This is a genomic window from Octadecabacter antarcticus 307 (genome assembly GCF_000155675.2).
In the GTDB taxonomy this organism is placed as follows: Bacteria; Pseudomonadota; Alphaproteobacteria; order Rhodobacterales; family Rhodobacteraceae; genus Octadecabacter; species Octadecabacter antarcticus.
On record NC_020911.1, the window covers coordinates 1,051,395 to 1,067,414 of the forward strand.

The window sequence follows — 16,020 nt, forward strand, 5'->3', positions numbered from 1 at the left end:
CTTGTCAGGTCATCGATAGCCCAGCGAGGATCATGAAAATCACGCCGAAAACCATGCAAAGCGGGGCGTAATAGGTTTCGTCCAGCCGCCGAAAGGGCTGTTCGGGTGTGGCACGTTTCATCAGCGATGTATAAGCGGCGACGGCACGCAATTGGAAGACGATGGCGATACCAAACAGACCTAATGATTTAAGGGCCGTATCGGGAAACCACGGCCATGCAGCGGCAAACAGCAGCGCGACAACGACCAGTGAACAGGCCACAGAATCTGGCATTTTTTAGATCCCCTTGGATCCAACAACGGCGCGGGCCAATGCGGCTTCATCTTTGATTGGCCACCAGATCCCAAGGGCCCACAGCAGATGCGCGGCGGCGATGACGATTAGGCCGATTGAGGCGAGCAGTGCAATGAAAGTCACTTTACCGCCTCGATGTTGATGTAGGAAAAGACTTCGGCGGGGCCGTCGGCCTCCATATGGTCATAAACGTACAGCAATCCGATGCCGAGGTCTTCGATGAAATAGACACCTTCGGTGAAAGACGAAAGTTCGGTGCTGTAAACAAGGGCGCCGCTGATCGCGTCATAGATGCAGCTGCCGATGGTCAGCTCGAAGGTATCACCCCACCTTTGGCTTTGGGTTTCGGCATATGTTTCGTCAAGGCTAAGCACGGTCGTATCAACAGTCCAAACACTGCCAGCAGTCGGGATCGGCAGGTCTGTCGCAGGCAGTGGGTAGGTCGTGGCCGAGATGGAGCTAACGACTATCGCGCCGTTTTCAACTTCGGCCAATCGTAGCACATGGGTGCCTTGCGCGAGGAGATTTCGGGATTGAGCACCGTCCGTATAGGTAATGTCGACCTGCGCGATCCCGTTATTCAAGCCGGTGTAAACATGCGTTGTCCCGTCGGTTTCTGTCACACGGATGCCGGTGGCTAAGTCTGCACCTGTCGGGCAATCGGCCAGCATAGGTGTGGCGGTGAGGCAGGTGAGAAGCACCAGAATTTTCAAAACGTGGCCTTTCATGAAAGCTTTTGCAACAGTTTTGCAGGCAAACGTTCTGATGTCCATTGGTGATTAAATGCTTTGCGCCTCGCGGTTTTTGTTGCGGATCATGCGGAAGACGAAGGCCACGATGAACAACGTGGTGAGGGTCAGAATGACCGTCGGGCCGGGGTCAGACCCGATCCAGAAATATAGGTAAACATCTGTCACCAGTGAGAACGTCGACACGATGACCGCGACCACCAGCATATGCCGAAATTGCCACGTGATCAGGAATGCAATGGTGCCCGGTGCGATAAGAAGGCCAATGGCGAGGATCAGGCTGACCGCCTTGAGCGTCGCGAAAATGGTCAGCGACAGGATCACCAGCAACCCGTAGTGCAGCAGCTTGGTCGGCAGACCGATGGCGCGGGTCTGTGCGGGGTCAAACGCGTTTAGGAGCAAATCTTTCCATGTGATTAGCGATGCTACAGAGACGAAAACGCCAATGATACTGGATGTCCACAAGTCCACCGATTGCACGCCCAGCATGTTGCCAAACCCCGATGTGATCGAGGTGGATGTTGGTTTTAATCTTGGTGTATAAAACCAACCCCATGCCGAACAAGCCCGAGAATACGGCGCCCATGACGGTGTCTTGGCGCACGCGGGAGTTCGCATCAAGGTATCCTGTCAGCATGGAAACAAACTATGCTCGCAACAAACGCGCCGATGATCAGCTGAATGCCAATGATATAGGCGAGCACGATGCTCGGTAGCACTGCGTGTGACACCGCGTCACCCATCAGCGACCAGCCTTTGAGCACGAGGAAACAGGACAGCAATGCCGTCGGCGGGCCGATCAGAAGGGCGATGTAGAACGCCCCGTGCATGAAGGGAAGTTGGAACGGGAGGAGGAGATCGTTCATGCTTTTAAGGCCTCCACTGCGCGGCGACGCGACGCCAGAAGGCCATGTTTCGGGGCGAAGAAAAACGCGAGAACGAACAGGGTGGTTTGCAGGCAAATGATGACGCCACCCGTCGCGCGGTTGAGGAAATATGAAATGTAGGCGCCAAAGAAGCTGGAGAGGCTGCCAATTGCGACGGCGATGACCGGAGGGCGCGGGAAGCGGTCGGTCAGCAGGTAGGCCTTGGCACCCGGTGTGATGACCATAGCAATCACGAGGAACACACCAACGGTTTGCAGGGTGGCAACGCAGGCGGTTGACAGAAGCACAAAAAACATGAACCGCAGACGGTCGGGTCGCAGGCCGATTGAGCGGGCGTGATTTTCATCAAAGAACGCGACCATAAGATCTTTCCATTTGGCCAAAAGCACCACGAGGCAGACAATCCCGATGATCACCAACTGGATCGTGTCGCTGGTTGAGAAACAGCATTGCGGCGGCGGCCAATCCACCGGATAAAAACGCGCAAACGGCCCCGACCAATGCGGACACAAACATCGCGTTTAGCATGAACGTGTAGGTAAACGGTTCCAGCAGATAGGTCATTTAGGCTTTTTGCCCCCTACGTCCGATTGTGTGCGGGTCTCATCATTTTAAATCACGAACGGGCGTTCATCGTCGGTCAGAATGGTGACCTTGCGTTGATCGTCATCGTTGTGCAGATTATCGCCACCCGGAACGAAGTGGCGCAGCACGCCGCCGAACGCTGCCTTTGACCAGCACAGTCTGGTTGCAAAATTCCGGCACCGAGCCGAGGTTGCTGGTGGACACCAGCGTGGTGATGGCTTCTTCGGTTTGCACATCTACGCTGGTGCACGGTCTGGCCGAGGATGCTGATTTTCCCGCGCCGTTGACGCCGACAAGGGCGGCAATGGTGCCGCGCGGAATCGCAAAGCTCGTGTCCTTCAGGGCGGTTACGCCATTGCGATAGGTGACGGTAAGGCCGTCAGCATAAGGCCTGCTTGGTTCTTTGAGGTTTGGTGCGGCGCGGGGGGTAAATTCACTCGGTGAGGCCTTTGACGATTGTTTCGGTGGTGACCGCAACAGATCAAGGTAGGTCGGAACGGGTCCATCCTCGAGAGTGAGCGAATCCACATAAAGCACACCGCCGTAGGCCGCGCCAATTTCGCGCGCGACTTGCTCTGCGGGGTCGGTGTTTACGGTGCTTTCACAGAATACGGCGCAAACATTGTTTTCGCGCAGGGTGTCGATGACGCTGCGCACCTGTTGTGGCGTTCCGGTTTGATCGGCGTTCATCGGCCAAAGATAGGCTTCTTTCAGGCCAAAATCACGTGCGAGATAACTGAACGCGCCTTCGCAGGTCACGAGCCAGCGTTTGCCGCGTAAATTTCTGCATTTTCGGGGTCATTAAACGACATCGCCTCGCGGATACTGTGAATGTATATCAATGCGTTATCAAGCGACATTCACGCGTGGGGATTTGGCATGCCCTCATAGCTGCCGGTGCGGATGGACATCGTTTCAATGGTCCCGGAGATCGTGACGGATGGGTTGGGGCCAAGGTCGTCGATGAATTGTTCGAACCACAGTTCCAAATTCATGCCATTCCACAGGATCTGGTCCGCACCAGAGGCACGCACCAGATCGCGCGGCGTCGGTTGGTAGCCATGGATTTCAGCGCCAGTACGGGTGATGGATTCAACCACCGCTGCGTCGCCAGCGACGTTGCGGGCCATGTCCGCGATGGTGGTGAAGGTTGTGACAACTTTGAAATCATCGGCGAATGCTGGTGTCGTTAGTAGGGCGGCTAGGGTGGCAATCGTCGTCTTTGTGGCGAACGTCATCAAAATTATTTCTGTGGTTACTCTGTGATTAAGGGGCAACCATGATTCAGGGGACCACCGAATGGAAATGAATAAAAATGAGAGCCATCCGCAAGAGGGGCTGTAAACCCTTAGAAGCTTCCAGCATTGCGATACCAACGCACGATCGCAGCGCGGTCGCTTTCAGACATCGCCGTGACGTTGGCAGGGGGCATTGCGTGGCTGACGCCCGACTGGATGTAGATCGCGCGTGCGTTGCGGGCGATGTCGGCGGGCGTATCAAGGAGCACGCCGCGCGGGGCCCAAAGGAGGCTGTCAGAGTAGGACGGTTCGCGCCCATGACACATTGAACAGCGACCCATGACCACGTCGTGCGCTTCGTCAAACCCGTCAGCCAATGCAAATCTCTCCTCGTAGGATGTCATGCCGCGCGCTTCGGCTTGCTCAAACGTGCCCCACATATTTGCCGTGGACAGCCAAGCGATGATGATGAACAGCAGCACGGTGACGGCCCAAGTCCAATGCGGCCCTTTGCCAGTCGAATGCATGGTGTTGAAATAGTGCCGGATCGTGACACCAGTGAGAAAGACTAACGATGCGATGATCCACGAGTATTGCGTCGCGAAGGCCAGTGGGTAGTGATTGGACAGCATCAGGAAGATCACTGGCAGCGTGAGGTAGTTGTTGTGCGTGCTGCGCAGCTTGGCGATCTTGCCGTATTTCGGGTCAGGCGCGCGACCTTCTTGCAGGTCCTTTACCACGATGCGCTGGTTTGGCATGATGATGAAGAACACATTGGCTGTCATAATTGTTGCCGTGAACGCACCAAGGTGTAGCATTGCTGCGCGGCCAGTGAAGACCTGATGGTAGCCGTAAGACATGATCACGAGGATCACAAACAACAGCAACATCAACGCTGTCGGATTGTTGCCCAGCTCGGACTTGCACAGGAAATCGTACAGCAGCCAGCCGACCGTCAGCGACAGTGCCGAAATTGCGATACCTTGCCATAGTGCGAGGTCCGCCTTGGCGGCGTCAATTAGGTACAATTCGCCGCCGACCCAATAGACAATCATCAACAGGGCAGCACCGGACAGCCATGTCCAGTAGCTTTGCCATTTATGCCATGTCAGGTGTTCGGGCAGGCGCGCAGGGGCTACGAGGTATTTGGTCGTGTGGTAAAATCCGCCGCCGTGGACTTCCCATTCTTCACCAGCGGCACCCTCGGGCAGATCGTCGGCTTTGCGCAACATCAGGTCGAGCGCGATGAAATAGAACGACGCCCCAATCCATGCCATTGCTGTGATGACGTGCAACCAGCGGACCGCAAAAGCGAACCATTCCCAAAGAATTACTGCATCAAACATGGCGAGTCCTCGTTTTATGTCCCATCGATTTTGTTCAACCTATCCTTGGCCGCTTTATTTTGCTATTCCCCTGTAACGCGTCGCTCTATCAAGAAATGCAGAACAATGTCCTATCTCGATAATATTAGAACTTTTGTGCGGGTTTACGAACTTGGCAGCATGTCCGCCGCAGGGCGCGATCTGCGCATTTCGCCTGCAGTGACGTCGTCGCGGATTTCATCGCTTGAGGAACATTTGAATGTGCGGCTGTTCCAGCGCACCACGCGCAGCCTGACAGCAACCGAACAGGGCCGCGCGTTTTACACTGGTGCGGTGGCGGTGCTTGAAGCGGTGGATACCGCCGAAGGGCAGGTGGCGGGCATAACCGATAACCCGAAGGGGTCGCTTTATGTGGCGGCACCTTTGGGGGTGGGACGGCGGCTGATCGCGCCCTTGGTGCCTAACTTTGTACGGGACTATCCGCTGATTGATATTCGCTTGCGGCTGACGGATCGAACGGTTGATCTGACGACGGAGGGTCTAGACATTTCGTTTTTCCTCGGCGAACCGGCGGATAGTAATCTGCGCATCAAACCGATCGTGCATTGTGACCGTGTGCTGGTGGCTGCACCCAAATATATTGCCCAACGCGGCAATCCGGTGGACGGTGCCGCGTTGGTGAAAGACGCACACAACTGCCTGAACCTGCGCTATCCCGGGGCCCCAGAATTTCAGTGGCGTTTACAGACGTCGGATGGGCCACAGCGGTTTCGTGTCGCGGGTCGGTATGAATGTGACGACGGCGATGTGTTGACGGAATGGGCGCTGGCAGGCGAGGGCATCGCGCTAAAACCGGTGTTCGAAGTGGCGGGACATTTGAACGCAGGCAGGTTGGTTCCCGTCGCGACAAAAAACCCGCCGATGCCAATCCAGATGGCCTGTCTCTATACGCACCGCCGTCGCCAAGACCCGAAAACGCGCCTGTTCATGGAATACATGACCACGCGGATCGGGGCTTCGATGAACGCCGCGCAACAAAGTGTTCAGCTGCCGCGATAGGTCGAATACCCGTAGGGCGAAAGCAGCAGGGGCACGTGATAGTGGGCAGACCCATCGTCCATGCCAAAGCGCAGCGGAATCTCGTCGAGGAATTTTATGTCGCCGTGCGCTTGATTGTTGGCTTCAAGGTAATCGCCGCAAAAAAACACCAACTCGTATTTGCCAGTTTTGAAATCGCCCGCAGGCAGGATCGGGCTGTCGGTCCGGCCATCATCGTTGGTGATGGTTTCGGCGATTAGGGTTCGGTCGCCTTCAAGATTATACAGCGCGATTTTGATGCCTTTTGCGGGCATGCCGCGGGCCGTGTCGAGGACGTGGGTGGTAAAATATCCGGACATATAAGGTCTCCTTTTTCAGCATCTTATCTGCGGGGTGCACGGTCACAAGGCAAACACGGCTAATGAGACAGTCTTTCAAGAATTCACAGTAAATGCCCTGCGACATTATAGATTAGTGTCTCGTTAACAAAAAAATAGGACTGAAATGACCAAAACGACAGGATACCCTCGCGATTTGACCGGTTACGGCGCTACGCCACCGAACGCCAATTGGCCAGGTGATGCACGCATTGCTGTGCAAATAGTCCTTAATTATGAAGAGGGTGGTGAGAATAACATCCTCCATGGGGATGCCGCATCAGAGGCATTTTTGTCCGAGATCGTCGGTGCTGCGGCGTGGCCTGATCAGCGTCATGCAAACATGGAATCAATCTATGAATACGGCGCGCGGGCTGGATTTTGGCGTTTGCACCGAATGTTGAATCAACTTCCGGTGACAGTTTACGGCGTGGCCAGCGCCTTGGCGCGATCCCCCGAACAGGTCAAAGCCATGCTTGAGGCTGGATGGGAAATTGCGTCGCACGGTCTGAAATGGGTTGAGCATAAAGATATGCCTGCAGATGAAGAGCGGGCGCAGATCGCCGAAGCGGTCCGGTTGCACACAGAGGTCGTGGGGTCGCGTCCGCGTGGTTGGTACACAGGGCGATCTAGCGAGAATACGATCCGTCTGGCGGCTGAAGAGGGCGGTTTCAAATACATCGCAGACAGCTACGCCGATGACGTGCCGTACTGGTTGGAGTTCGGTGATCGCGATCAATTGATCGTGCCCTACACGCTGGATTGTAACGACATGCGGTTCGCGACGCCGCAGGGGTTTAATTCCGGCACGCAGTTCTTTGACTATCTTAAGGCGACGTTTGATGTGCTGTACGCTGAGGGTGCCCAAGGTCAGGCAAAAATGATGTCGTTGGGTCTGCATTGCCGTCTGGTTGGGCGTCCGGGCCGTGCACGGGCTTTACAGGACTTTATTGATTATGCGGGCGGCCACGACCGAGTTTGGTTCGCCACCCGCGAAGAAATCGCAGATCATTGGGCGGCGCAGAACCCGCACACCCGTCGCGCGCGCCCGTCGCAGATGAGCCATGGCGATTTTGTCACCGCATTTGGTGGCATATTTGAGCATTCTGCATGGATTGCGGATCGGGCCTACGCGCTGGGTCTTGGCCCGACGCACGACACGGCCACGGGCGTACATTCTGCGCTGTGCCGGATGTTTCGGTCCGCCAGCTACGCTGAACGCCTTGGCGTTTTGACCTCGCACCCTGATTTGGCGGGTAAATTGGCGGCGGCGGGTACGCTGACGGCTGAAAGCACGTCAGAACAGGCGGGCGCTGGGCTAGATTCATTGACGGATGATGAGCGGACGATGTTCCAAGGCCTCAACACGCAATACGTCGAAAAACACGGATTTCCGTTCATTATCGCGGTGCGTGACAACACCAAGGTCAGCATCATGGCCGCGTTTCAAACCCGCATTGATCACGACACCGAGGTCGAATTTGCAACGGCCTGTCGTCAGGTTGAACGCATCGGCGAATTTCGCTTGATGGATCATTTCGGATGACTCGGATTGTTCCTGAACCCCTCACGGGGGGCGCCTTTGCCCCGTTCGGCGATGTGATTGAGTGTGCGGGCGCGGCAGACAAGATCATCAACCAAGGACAGTGTCAGCGGTTTCATGACCGCGCGGGGATGGATTTTAGCGACGGGCAGGCGGGCATTAGCCTGTTTAACGCAACACCGCGTAGTTTTCCGTACACACTGGATATGATGGAACGCCATCCCGACGGCAGCCAAGCATTCATCCCGATGACCCAAGCTGCGTTTCTGGTGATCGTGGCGTTAGACGACGATGGCAAACCAAGTGCGCCACGCGCTTTCGTCACCAAATCCGGACAGGCGATCAATTATCACCGCAACATCTGGCACGGGGTTTGTGTACCACTGCATGCCCCGGGTCTTTTTGCCGTTGTCGACCGCATTGGCGGGTCCGGCGACAATCTTCAAGAACACTGGTTCGACGACCCATTCACAGTCGAACCGTAAACCAAGCCCGCACAAGACGGGTTCAACTAAGAAACTAGCTAAGGGAACAATGACAATGACAGATTCTTCAATCGGGACACCGGAACAGCTCCGCGATCCCAATTACACCCCCCCGCTTGCGAAAGCGATTCCACTGGGCATCCAGCACGTGCTGGCGATGTTCGTTTCAAACGTAACCCCTGCGATCATCATTGCGAGCGCTGCGGGCATTGCGTTTGGCCCGGGTGCTGATCCAGAAGCACGCATTTACCTGATCCAAATGGCAATGATGTTTGCTGGCGTTGCGACGCTGATCCAGACCATCGGCATAGGCCCAGTTGGTGCCAAACTGCCAATCGTTCAGGGCACATCCTTTGCATTCTTGCCCGTTATGATCCCCGCGATGATCGGTGCAGGGACGGCTGGTCTTGCTGGTTTGATGACAGGTGTTGTCATTGGTGGCTTGTTCCACGCATTCCTTGGTCTGTTTGTCGGTCGCATTCGCTTTGCGTTGCCACCTTTGATCACTGGCCTGATCGTTCTGATGATCGGTCTTGCGCTGATCAAGGTCGGTATTGAATACGCGGCTGGTGGTGCAGGTGATTTTAACCGTGGCCAGGAAACATGGGGCGGCTTGTCCAACTGGTTCCAAGCGGGTGTGGTTTTGTTCGTCACTTTAGGCCTTAAGTTTTTCACGCGCGGTATGCTTTCTGTGTCGGCTGTGTTGCTGGGTCTGATTGCGGGTTACATCGTGGCCTACCTGATGGGCGACGTGAACCTCTCGGGTATTGGAGATGCGGCTGCATTTGCTCTGCCAGAGCCGTTCAAGTTTGGTTTTGCAATCAACTGGGCGATCATCATCGGCATGTGCTTGATGGCGTTTATCTCTGCGATTGAAACGGTTGGCGACGTGTCTGGTATCACCAAAGGTGGCGCAGGTCGCGAAGCAACGGACGAAGAAGTGACCGGTGCTACATACGCTGACGGTCTGGGTTCGGCGATTGCGGGCGTGTTTGGGTCATTGCCAAACACATCGTTCAGCCAAAACGTTGGCCTGATTGCAATGACGGGCGTTATGTCACGCCACGTTGTGACAATCGGTGCGATCTTCCTGATCGCGTGTGGTCTGGTTCCAAAGGTAGGCGCGGTCATCAACACGATCCCGATCCAAGTTCTGGGTGGTGGCGTGATTGTCATGTTTGGCATGGTAGCAGCTGCGGGTGCATCGATGCTTTCGGATGTTAAGTGGAACAGCCGTAACATGGTGATCTTCGCGACGGCACTGTCTGTTGGTCTTGGCCTACAGCAGGTCCCAGATGCGATGGTCTTTTTGGGCGACACAGCGCGTATCTTGCTGACATCGGGCCTTTTGCCAGCCGCGTTCATTGCGATTGTGCTGAACCTGATTTTGCCAGAGCACTTTGGCGATGAAGCGGACGACGAAGTGTCGGGTGCTATGAAAGGCATCAAGGAAAACTCGCGCAAGGCGTAACGCCACTGGCGACTAAGTCTTAAGGGTCCTCGCAGTGATGCGGGGGCTCTTTTTCTTTGTGGTTGTGCGCTTGGCCCCGCCCTGTAGGGTCAGGGGTATGGGATCAAAACACACCGGACAATGCCTTTGCGGTCAAGTTTCCTACATCGCCGATGGCCCACCCAGTATCGTGGCGCAATGTCATTGCGAAGAATGCCGCCGCCTTAGCGGAACAGGCCATACTGTGGGCGCGATGTTTAAAGCGGACCTTGTTGCGATCAGCGGGGATGTACGCACATTCCAATATACCTCTGCCAAGGGGTCTCAGGTCAGAAAGGCCTTTTGCGGCACATGCGGCAGCCCCGTCTTTGGCACCAACACGCAAACCCCCGATCACATGACGCTGACCCTCGGCACCATGAACGACACGGATGGTCTGGCCGTAGAGGCCGTGATCTTTGCGCGAGATCATGTGCGTTGGGACGATCTTGGCCCAGACGTCGTCCGCTTTGGGACCCAGCCAGATTGGACGCCGGACAGTTAACCCGTATCAAAAAATCAAAATGCCACGCAGGTTCCCCACCGTGGCATTCTAATCTGTCGCGTGGCTGTTTTGATTAAAAATCGACTTCCATGCCGATGCCTTTGGCTTTGGCGATCTCAACAATGCTGGCGGACACGGCGAGGTCTTGTAGCCCAACGCCGGTGCCATCAAACAGTGTGATTTCATTTTCCGACTTGCGACCCGCGTGGGTGCCGTTGATGACTGCGCCCAATTCAAAAATGTCATCGCGTGACTTCAGGCCAGCAGCGACCGCGTGCTGGGTTTCGCCCAAGGTCACGGATTGCGCGACTTCGTCGGTGAAAATGGTGGCCTTGACGATCAGGTCGGTGTCACATTCCTGCTTGCCGACGGTGTCGGTTCCCATGCAGGCGATGTGGGTTCCGTCACTGATGTGGGCTGCGCCAAAGATCGGATTGAACGAGGACGTCATGGAAATCACAACGTCTGCCTCAACCATGCCCTTAAGTGACGCGGCTTCGAACGGCAGATCAAACTCAGCGGCCACTTCGGCAAGGCTCGGCAGCATTTCGGGGTGGTAGTTCCAGCCGATGACCTTTTCGAAGTTGTGGGTTTCGAGCGCGTGACGTAGTTGGAATTTCGCCTGATGGCCAGCGCCAATCATGCCCATGACTTTTGCGTCTTTGCGCGCCAGATGCTTGATCGAAACGGATGATGCAGCGGCTGTGCGCAGCGCGGTCAACAGATTGCCGCCAACCATTGCGGCGACTTTTCCGGTGTCAGGATCAAACAGGAACACCGTTGATTGGTGGTTAATGATGCCGCGCTTTTCGAGGTTGTGCGGCCAATACCCGCCAGCCTTTAGACCCAGTGACTTGCCAACGCCATCAAAGCCGCCCTTGAAGCCATAAAGGGCTTCCTCATGTCCGATGGCCTCACGGATGACGGGAAAGTTGTAGGCGTCGCCTGCAGACATGGCGGCGAAGACCTTTTCGACGGCGTCAAAGGCGTCGGGGCGGGTCAGGATGTCTGCGATAGCGGATTCAGGGACGATATACATAGGGCGGTTTTCCTTGGAATAAGAATAGGGGGCGAACTCGCGCTCTCCCCCTTGTTCATCTTGGCAGGTACAACTCCCGCCGGAGGAATAAAATTAGTAGGCTTTACCGCGTGCGGACACAGGCCAAACGGTTTCAACTTTGCCGCCGCGCACACCGACATACCAGTCGTGCACGTTGCAGGTTGGGTCACAGTGACCGGGGACGAGTTTCAGGGTGTCGTTCACTTTCAACACGCCATCCGGGTCAGCGACAACGCCGTGTTCATCAGAGCATTTGACGTATTCAACCCTGTCTGTGCGTCCGTAAACTGTTGGCAAACCACTGTCGACCGATTGCGCCTTAAGACCCGCATCCACGATGGCTTTGTCAGCCTTAGCGTGGGACATGACGGTGGTCAGGATGAACAACGCGTTTTCCCATTCGCCGTCATCAATGCGCTTGCCGTCTTTGTCGAGGATACGACCGTAGTCCGCGTCCATGAACGCATAAGATCCACACTGCAGTTCGTTGAACACGTTCGAGTTGCTCTCGAAGTAGTACGAACCAGTGCCGCCGCCGCCGACGATGTCGCACTCAAGACCGACAGATTTTAAGCCAGTGATTGCGTTTTCGACCTGACCAATCGCAACGGCCGTTTTGGCTTCACGATCGCTGTAGCTGTCCATGTGTTGCATCGCACCTTGGTAGGCCTGGATGCCGGCAAACTTCAGACCCTCAGCCGCGTCGATCATCTTGGCGATGTTCACAACGTCTTGGGTCGATGATACGCCGCAGCGGCCAGCGCCACAGTCGATTTCAACGATACATTCGATCTGGGTGCCGTGCTTGACCGCAGCCGCTGACAGGTTGGCCACATTTTCAGGGTCATCCACACAGCACAAAACGCGCGCGCCCAGTTTTGGCATACGCGCCAAACGGTCAATTTTTGCGGGTGCTGTGACCTGGTTGGACACCATCACGTCCTTGATGCCGCCGCGGGCGAATACTTCGGCTTCAGATACCTTCTGGCAGCAAACACCAACAGCGCCACCAAGCTTTTCTTGCAGCATAGCCACATCGACAGATTTGTGCATCTTGCCGTGGACGCGGTGGCGCATCCCATGGGCTTTGGCGTAATCGCCCATCTTCTTGATGTTGCGCTCAAGCGCATCAAGATCAAGGACAAGGCAAGGCGTTTGGATATCTGCTTCATCCATGCCTGGTTTAGCTGGAATGTCGTAGCCGACTTCATAGTCTTCAAAATTTGGGTGCGTGTTCATCTTTAACATTTCCTTCATTTGATCCACGGCAGTTTGTCGAGGTCGACATTCCCGCCTGTGATGATGATACCGACCCGCTTACCCGCGAACCGGTCCTTTTTTTTCAATATGGTTGCCAATGGTGGGGCACAGCTGGGCTCCATGACGATCCGCAGATGTTTCCATGTCAGTTTCATCGCATCAATAATTTCGTCTTCGGATACGGTGAGGATGTCTGTGACGTGGTTGGATACAAAATGCCACGTCAGTTCCTTGAGGGGAACAAGCAAGCCGTCTGCAATCGTCTGGGGGGCGTCATCTGCGATGATGTAACCTGCCTTGAAGCTGCGGTAGGCGTCGTCTGCCTGTTCAGGTTCGGATGCGATGATTTGCACTTCGGGGGCTTGGGTCGATAACGTCAGGCAGGTGCCGGAAATCATGCCACCACCACCGATGGGGGCAACCATCATCTCCAGGCCGTCTGTCTGTTCCATGAATTCGCGCGCGCAAGTGCCCTGGCCTGCTATAACGCGCGGGTCGTTGTAAGGGTGGACGAAATTGCCACCGGTTTCGGCCTGAATGCGCGCAAATGTTTCTTCGCGCGATGTCGTTGACGGCTCACATTCGGTGATCTTGCCACCGTAGCGTGCGACAGTGTCTTTCTTGGCCTGTGGGGCCGTGCGCGGCATCACAACATTGCACGGAATTCCACGGCGCATCGCAGCGTAGGACAAACACGACGCGTGATTGCCGGATGAATGTGTGGCCACACCCACCTTGGCCTGTTCATCATCCAGCCCGAACACTGCGTTGGACGCGCCGCGGACTTTGAACGCACCAGGTGTCTGAAAGTTTTCGCACTTAAAAAACAACTGTGCGCCTGTCAGCTCATTCAGAAAATCAGAGGTCAGCACGGGCGTGCGCTTGATGTGTGGTTGGATGCGAACGTGCGCGTCGAGCATGTCTTGGTAGGTGGGGATATACATCTTTGGTATCCTCGTGTGATCGTTAGGTTCAAGCTTAGATGCCGTGGCGGTAGAATTGCTGTGCAGCAGCGACACCAGACCCCAGTTTGACGTCCAAGCCAAGGTCAACCATGACCATTTCAGCCACGCCCAGACCCGACAACATCATCGCGTCTGTCAGCATGCCTAGATGTCCGATGCGAAATACGTTGCCAGCAACTTCGCCAAGACCGACACCAAACGCCATACCATACTTGTCGGCGGCGCGCGTGACGATGTCTGTGGCGTTGAACCCGTCCGGCGTTTTGATGGCAGAAACGGTGTCGGAATAAACGTCGGGCGACACCGCGCACAACTCAAGCCCCCAAGCCTTAACTGCGAGCCGAACGCCTGTCGCGATGCGGCGGTGGCGTGTGAACACATTCTCAAGACCCTCTTCTTCGATCATCTCAAGCGCCAGTTTCAGACCGTTCATCAAACCAACGGGTGGCGTGTAGGGGAATGCGTTGTTGTCGTAGCCCTTTTGCATGTCGTGCACGTCAAAGAAGGTGCGCGGCAAGGTGGAAGTTTTGGTGGCTTGCATGGCGCGGTCGGAAAAGCCGACGATGGCCAGACCCGCAGGCAACATAAAGCCCTTTTGTGACCCAGTGACGGCAACGTCGACGCCCCATTCATCCATGCGGAAATCCATCGACCCGATGGACGACACGCCATCCACAAACAACATCGCAGGGTGGTTTGCGGCTTCTAAGGCTTTGCGGACTGCCGCAATGTCTGACTTCACGCCGGTCGCAGTTTCGTTGTGTGTGGCCAGCACGACCTTGATGTCGTGGTTCTTGTCGGCCTTCAGGATGTCTTCGTATTCAGCCGCGGGCAACCCGTGGCCCCAAGGGGTTTCAACAACCTGCACGTCCAATCCGTGCCGTAGGCACATATCAATCCAGCGGTGCGAAAACATGCCATTGCGCGCGGCCAAAACCTTGTCGCCCGCATTCAGGCAGTTGGACAGGGCCGTTTCCCAGCCGCCCGTGCCTGTGGATGGGAAGATAAAGATCTTCGCGGTTTTGGATTTCAACACCCGACGCACGCCATCCAGCACAGGGTGCAAGATCTTACCAAACATCGGGGAGCGGTGATCGATTGTTGGCATATAACAGGCTTGGCGGATCGCCTCTGGCATGTTTGTCGGGCCAGGGATGAAGACGGGGTTCTGAAAGCTCATGGCGTGTCCTTTCTAGGATTGGCTATGTCTATGTCAGGTCGTATGAGGGGGCAATTTTTTCGGAATGGTTTTTCAGAATGGTGTTCGATTGCAAAAATGAAGCCTTGTCAGTTGCTTATATTTTTTCATATATTGAAATTTAATTTCATAAAGTGAAAAAGCCATGCCTGATGACCCTGATACTGCACCTTTCCATGCCCAATCCCGTGCGCGGGGACGACCCAAGGCGTGGGTCGATAAGACCGAACAGAACACCATTAAATCGTTGGATCGCGCGCTCGAGGTTCTGTCGCGGTTGGGCGATCTCGAAGAAGCGACGTTAAGTGAGCTTGCAAGCGATCTGGGCCAGTCCCCCGCTACGATCTACCGTGTTCTGACGACCTACCGCACCCATGCGTTCACAGATTTCGACGAATCGCGACAGGTTTGGTCTGTCGGGGCAGGGGCGTTTTTGACCGGCGCAAAGTTTCTGCGCCGCACGTCGATGGTGGAACGCGCACGGCCACACTTGCGTCGTTTGATGGAAGCCACGGAAGAGACCGCGAACCTTGGGGTAGCCAAGGACGCGGACGTGTTGTTTCTCAGCCAGTCGGAAACCCACCACGCCATTCGCGCATTCTTTCCACCGGGGACGTTATCGCCCATGCATGCGTCAGGCATCGGCAAGGCATTGTTGGCGCAATGGCCGCAAAAACGGGTGGATGCCATGCTTGCCGCGCGCACGCCTGAACAGTTTACAGCGTTCACATTGGTCACGCGCGACGCGCTGATGGGCGATTTGCGTGAAACGCAACGACGCGGCTATTCGTTCGACGGCGAAGAGAAAAACATCGGCATGCGCTGTATCGCGGCACCAGTTTTTGACGTTTACGGTGACGCGGTCGCGGGGCTGTCAATATCAGGCCCCGTGGCGCGGATCACCGATGAAAAGATTGCCGAGATCGGGGCGCTGGTGCGGGCAGGGGCCGATGCGCTGACACGCGAACTGGGCGGCGTGTCACCACACCACCCAACGCGTTTCGAGGCATGATTTCGGGCC

At 55.8% G+C, this 16,020-nt stretch carries 15 protein-coding genes and 5 pseudogenes; 6 read left to right on the forward strand and 14 right to left on the reverse strand.

Features of this window, described 5'->3' with window-relative positions; genetic code table 11:
* Positions 1-4 precede the first annotated feature (4 nt).
* The 9 genes and pseudogenes from OAN307_RS05385 to OAN307_RS05410 form a co-directional block, all read right to left on the reverse strand.
* Positions 5-274 carry a DUF3995 domain-containing protein gene (locus OAN307_RS05385; RefSeq protein ID WP_015498810.1) on the reverse strand — a complete coding sequence of 90 codons (270 nt, stop codon included), beginning with the start codon at positions 272-274 and terminating at the stop codon, positions 5-7.
* Between the two features lie 3 nt (positions 275-277).
* Positions 278-418 (reverse strand): hypothetical protein, encoded by a 141-nt coding sequence (locus tag OAN307_RS28800; protein WP_187292544.1) that lies wholly within the window; start codon positions 416-418, stop codon positions 278-280.
* Positions 415-1,023 (reverse strand): hypothetical protein, encoded by a 609-nt coding sequence (locus OAN307_RS05390; protein ID WP_015498811.1) that lies wholly within the window; start codon positions 1,021-1,023, stop codon positions 415-417. The genes OAN307_RS28800 and OAN307_RS05390 overlap by 4 nt, the downstream gene beginning before the upstream one ends.
* A 51-nt stretch (positions 1,024-1,074) precedes the next feature.
* Positions 1,075-1,910, reverse strand: a pseudogene (locus OAN307_RS05395) (metal ABC transporter permease).
* Positions 1,907-2,495, reverse strand: a pseudogene (locus OAN307_RS05400) (metal ABC transporter permease). The pseudogenes OAN307_RS05395 and OAN307_RS05400 overlap by 4 nt, the downstream one beginning before the upstream one ends.
* A 47-nt stretch (positions 2,496-2,542) precedes the next feature.
* Positions 2,543-2,756, reverse strand: a pseudogene (locus OAN307_RS25920) (manganese/iron ABC transporter ATP-binding protein); the annotation flags it as partial.
* 27 nt (positions 2,757-2,783) lie between these two features.
* Positions 2,784-2,891: pseudogene (locus OAN307_RS31620) on the reverse strand (ATP-binding cassette domain-containing protein); the annotation flags it as partial.
* Positions 2,892-2,949: 58 nt separating this feature from the next.
* Positions 2,950-3,754, reverse strand: a pseudogene (locus tag OAN307_RS05405) (metal ABC transporter substrate-binding protein).
* A gap of 110 nt (positions 3,755-3,864) precedes the next feature.
* Positions 3,865-5,100, reverse strand: coding sequence for a urate hydroxylase PuuD (locus OAN307_RS05410; RefSeq protein WP_015498812.1), 1,236 nt, complete (start codon positions 5,098-5,100; stop codon positions 3,865-3,867).
* 105 nt (positions 5,101-5,205) lie between these two features.
* Here OAN307_RS05410 and OAN307_RS05415 point away from each other — a divergent pair, with 105 nt between their 5' ends.
* Positions 5,206-6,138, forward strand: a complete 933-nt coding sequence (locus OAN307_RS05415) for a LysR family transcriptional regulator (protein ID WP_015498813.1) — start codon at positions 5,206-5,208, stop codon at positions 6,136-6,138.
* On the opposite strand, the gene uraH is transcribed toward OAN307_RS05415, so the two are convergent.
* Positions 6,123-6,476, reverse strand: a complete 354-nt coding sequence (uraH, locus tag OAN307_RS05420) for a hydroxyisourate hydrolase (RefSeq protein WP_015498814.1) — start codon at positions 6,474-6,476, stop codon at positions 6,123-6,125. The genes OAN307_RS05415 and uraH overlap by 16 nt on opposite strands.
* A 145-nt stretch (positions 6,477-6,621) precedes the next feature.
* On the opposite strand from uraH, the gene puuE reads away from it, so the two are divergent.
* The 4 genes from puuE (at position 6,622) to OAN307_RS05440 (ending at position 10,516) form a co-directional block, all read left to right on the forward strand.
* A complete protein-coding gene (puuE, locus tag OAN307_RS05425) occupies positions 6,622-8,040 on the forward strand; it encodes an allantoinase PuuE (RefSeq protein WP_015498815.1) in 1,419 nt (472 codons plus the stop codon).
* Entirely contained in the window at positions 8,037-8,522 is a 486-nt protein-coding gene (locus tag OAN307_RS05430; protein WP_015498816.1) for an ureidoglycolate lyase, read from the forward strand. Before puuE ends, OAN307_RS05430 begins: the two co-directional genes overlap by 4 nt.
* 55 nt (positions 8,523-8,577) lie before the next feature.
* Positions 8,578-9,993 carry a uracil-xanthine permease family protein gene (locus OAN307_RS05435; protein WP_015498817.1) on the forward strand — a complete coding sequence of 472 codons (1,416 nt, stop codon included), beginning with the start codon at positions 8,578-8,580 and terminating at the stop codon, positions 9,991-9,993.
* A gap of 97 nt (positions 9,994-10,090) precedes the next feature.
* A complete protein-coding gene (locus tag OAN307_RS05440; RefSeq protein ID WP_083902917.1) occupies positions 10,091-10,516 on the forward strand; it encodes a GFA family protein in 426 nt (141 codons plus the stop codon).
* 73 nt (positions 10,517-10,589) lie between these two features.
* Here the strand turns inward: OAN307_RS05440 and bhcD are convergent, their stop codons facing one another.
* From bhcD to bhcA, 4 genes are all read right to left on the reverse strand, one after another.
* Entirely contained in the window at positions 10,590-11,555 is a 966-nt protein-coding gene (gene bhcD, locus OAN307_RS05445) for an iminosuccinate reductase BhcD (protein ID WP_015498819.1), read from the reverse strand.
* Positions 11,556-11,648: 93 nt separating this feature from the next.
* Entirely contained in the window at positions 11,649-12,815 is a 1,167-nt protein-coding gene (gene bhcC / locus OAN307_RS05450) for a 3-hydroxy-D-aspartate aldolase BhcC (RefSeq protein ID WP_015498820.1), read from the reverse strand.
* 14 nt (positions 12,816-12,829) lie between these two features.
* The gene (gene bhcB / locus OAN307_RS05455; RefSeq protein ID WP_015498821.1) at positions 12,830-13,780 is read right to left on the reverse strand and encodes a beta-hydroxyaspartate dehydratase BhcB; all 951 of its coding nucleotides are present in this window, start codon (positions 13,778-13,780) and stop codon (positions 12,830-12,832) included.
* Positions 13,781-13,814: 34 nt separating this feature from the next.
* Complete coding sequence (bhcA, locus tag OAN307_RS05460; protein ID WP_015498822.1) at positions 13,815-14,981, reverse strand: L-aspartate--glyoxylate aminotransferase BhcA; 1,167 nt, start codon at positions 14,979-14,981, stop codon at positions 13,815-13,817.
* A 163-nt stretch (positions 14,982-15,144) separates the two neighbouring features.
* Here bhcA and bhcR point away from each other — a divergent pair, with 163 nt between their 5' ends.
* Entirely contained in the window at positions 15,145-16,011 is an 867-nt protein-coding gene (gene bhcR / locus OAN307_RS05465; protein ID WP_015498823.1) for an HTH-type transcriptional regulator BhcR, read from the forward strand.
* Positions 16,012-16,020: the final 9 nt, after the last annotated feature.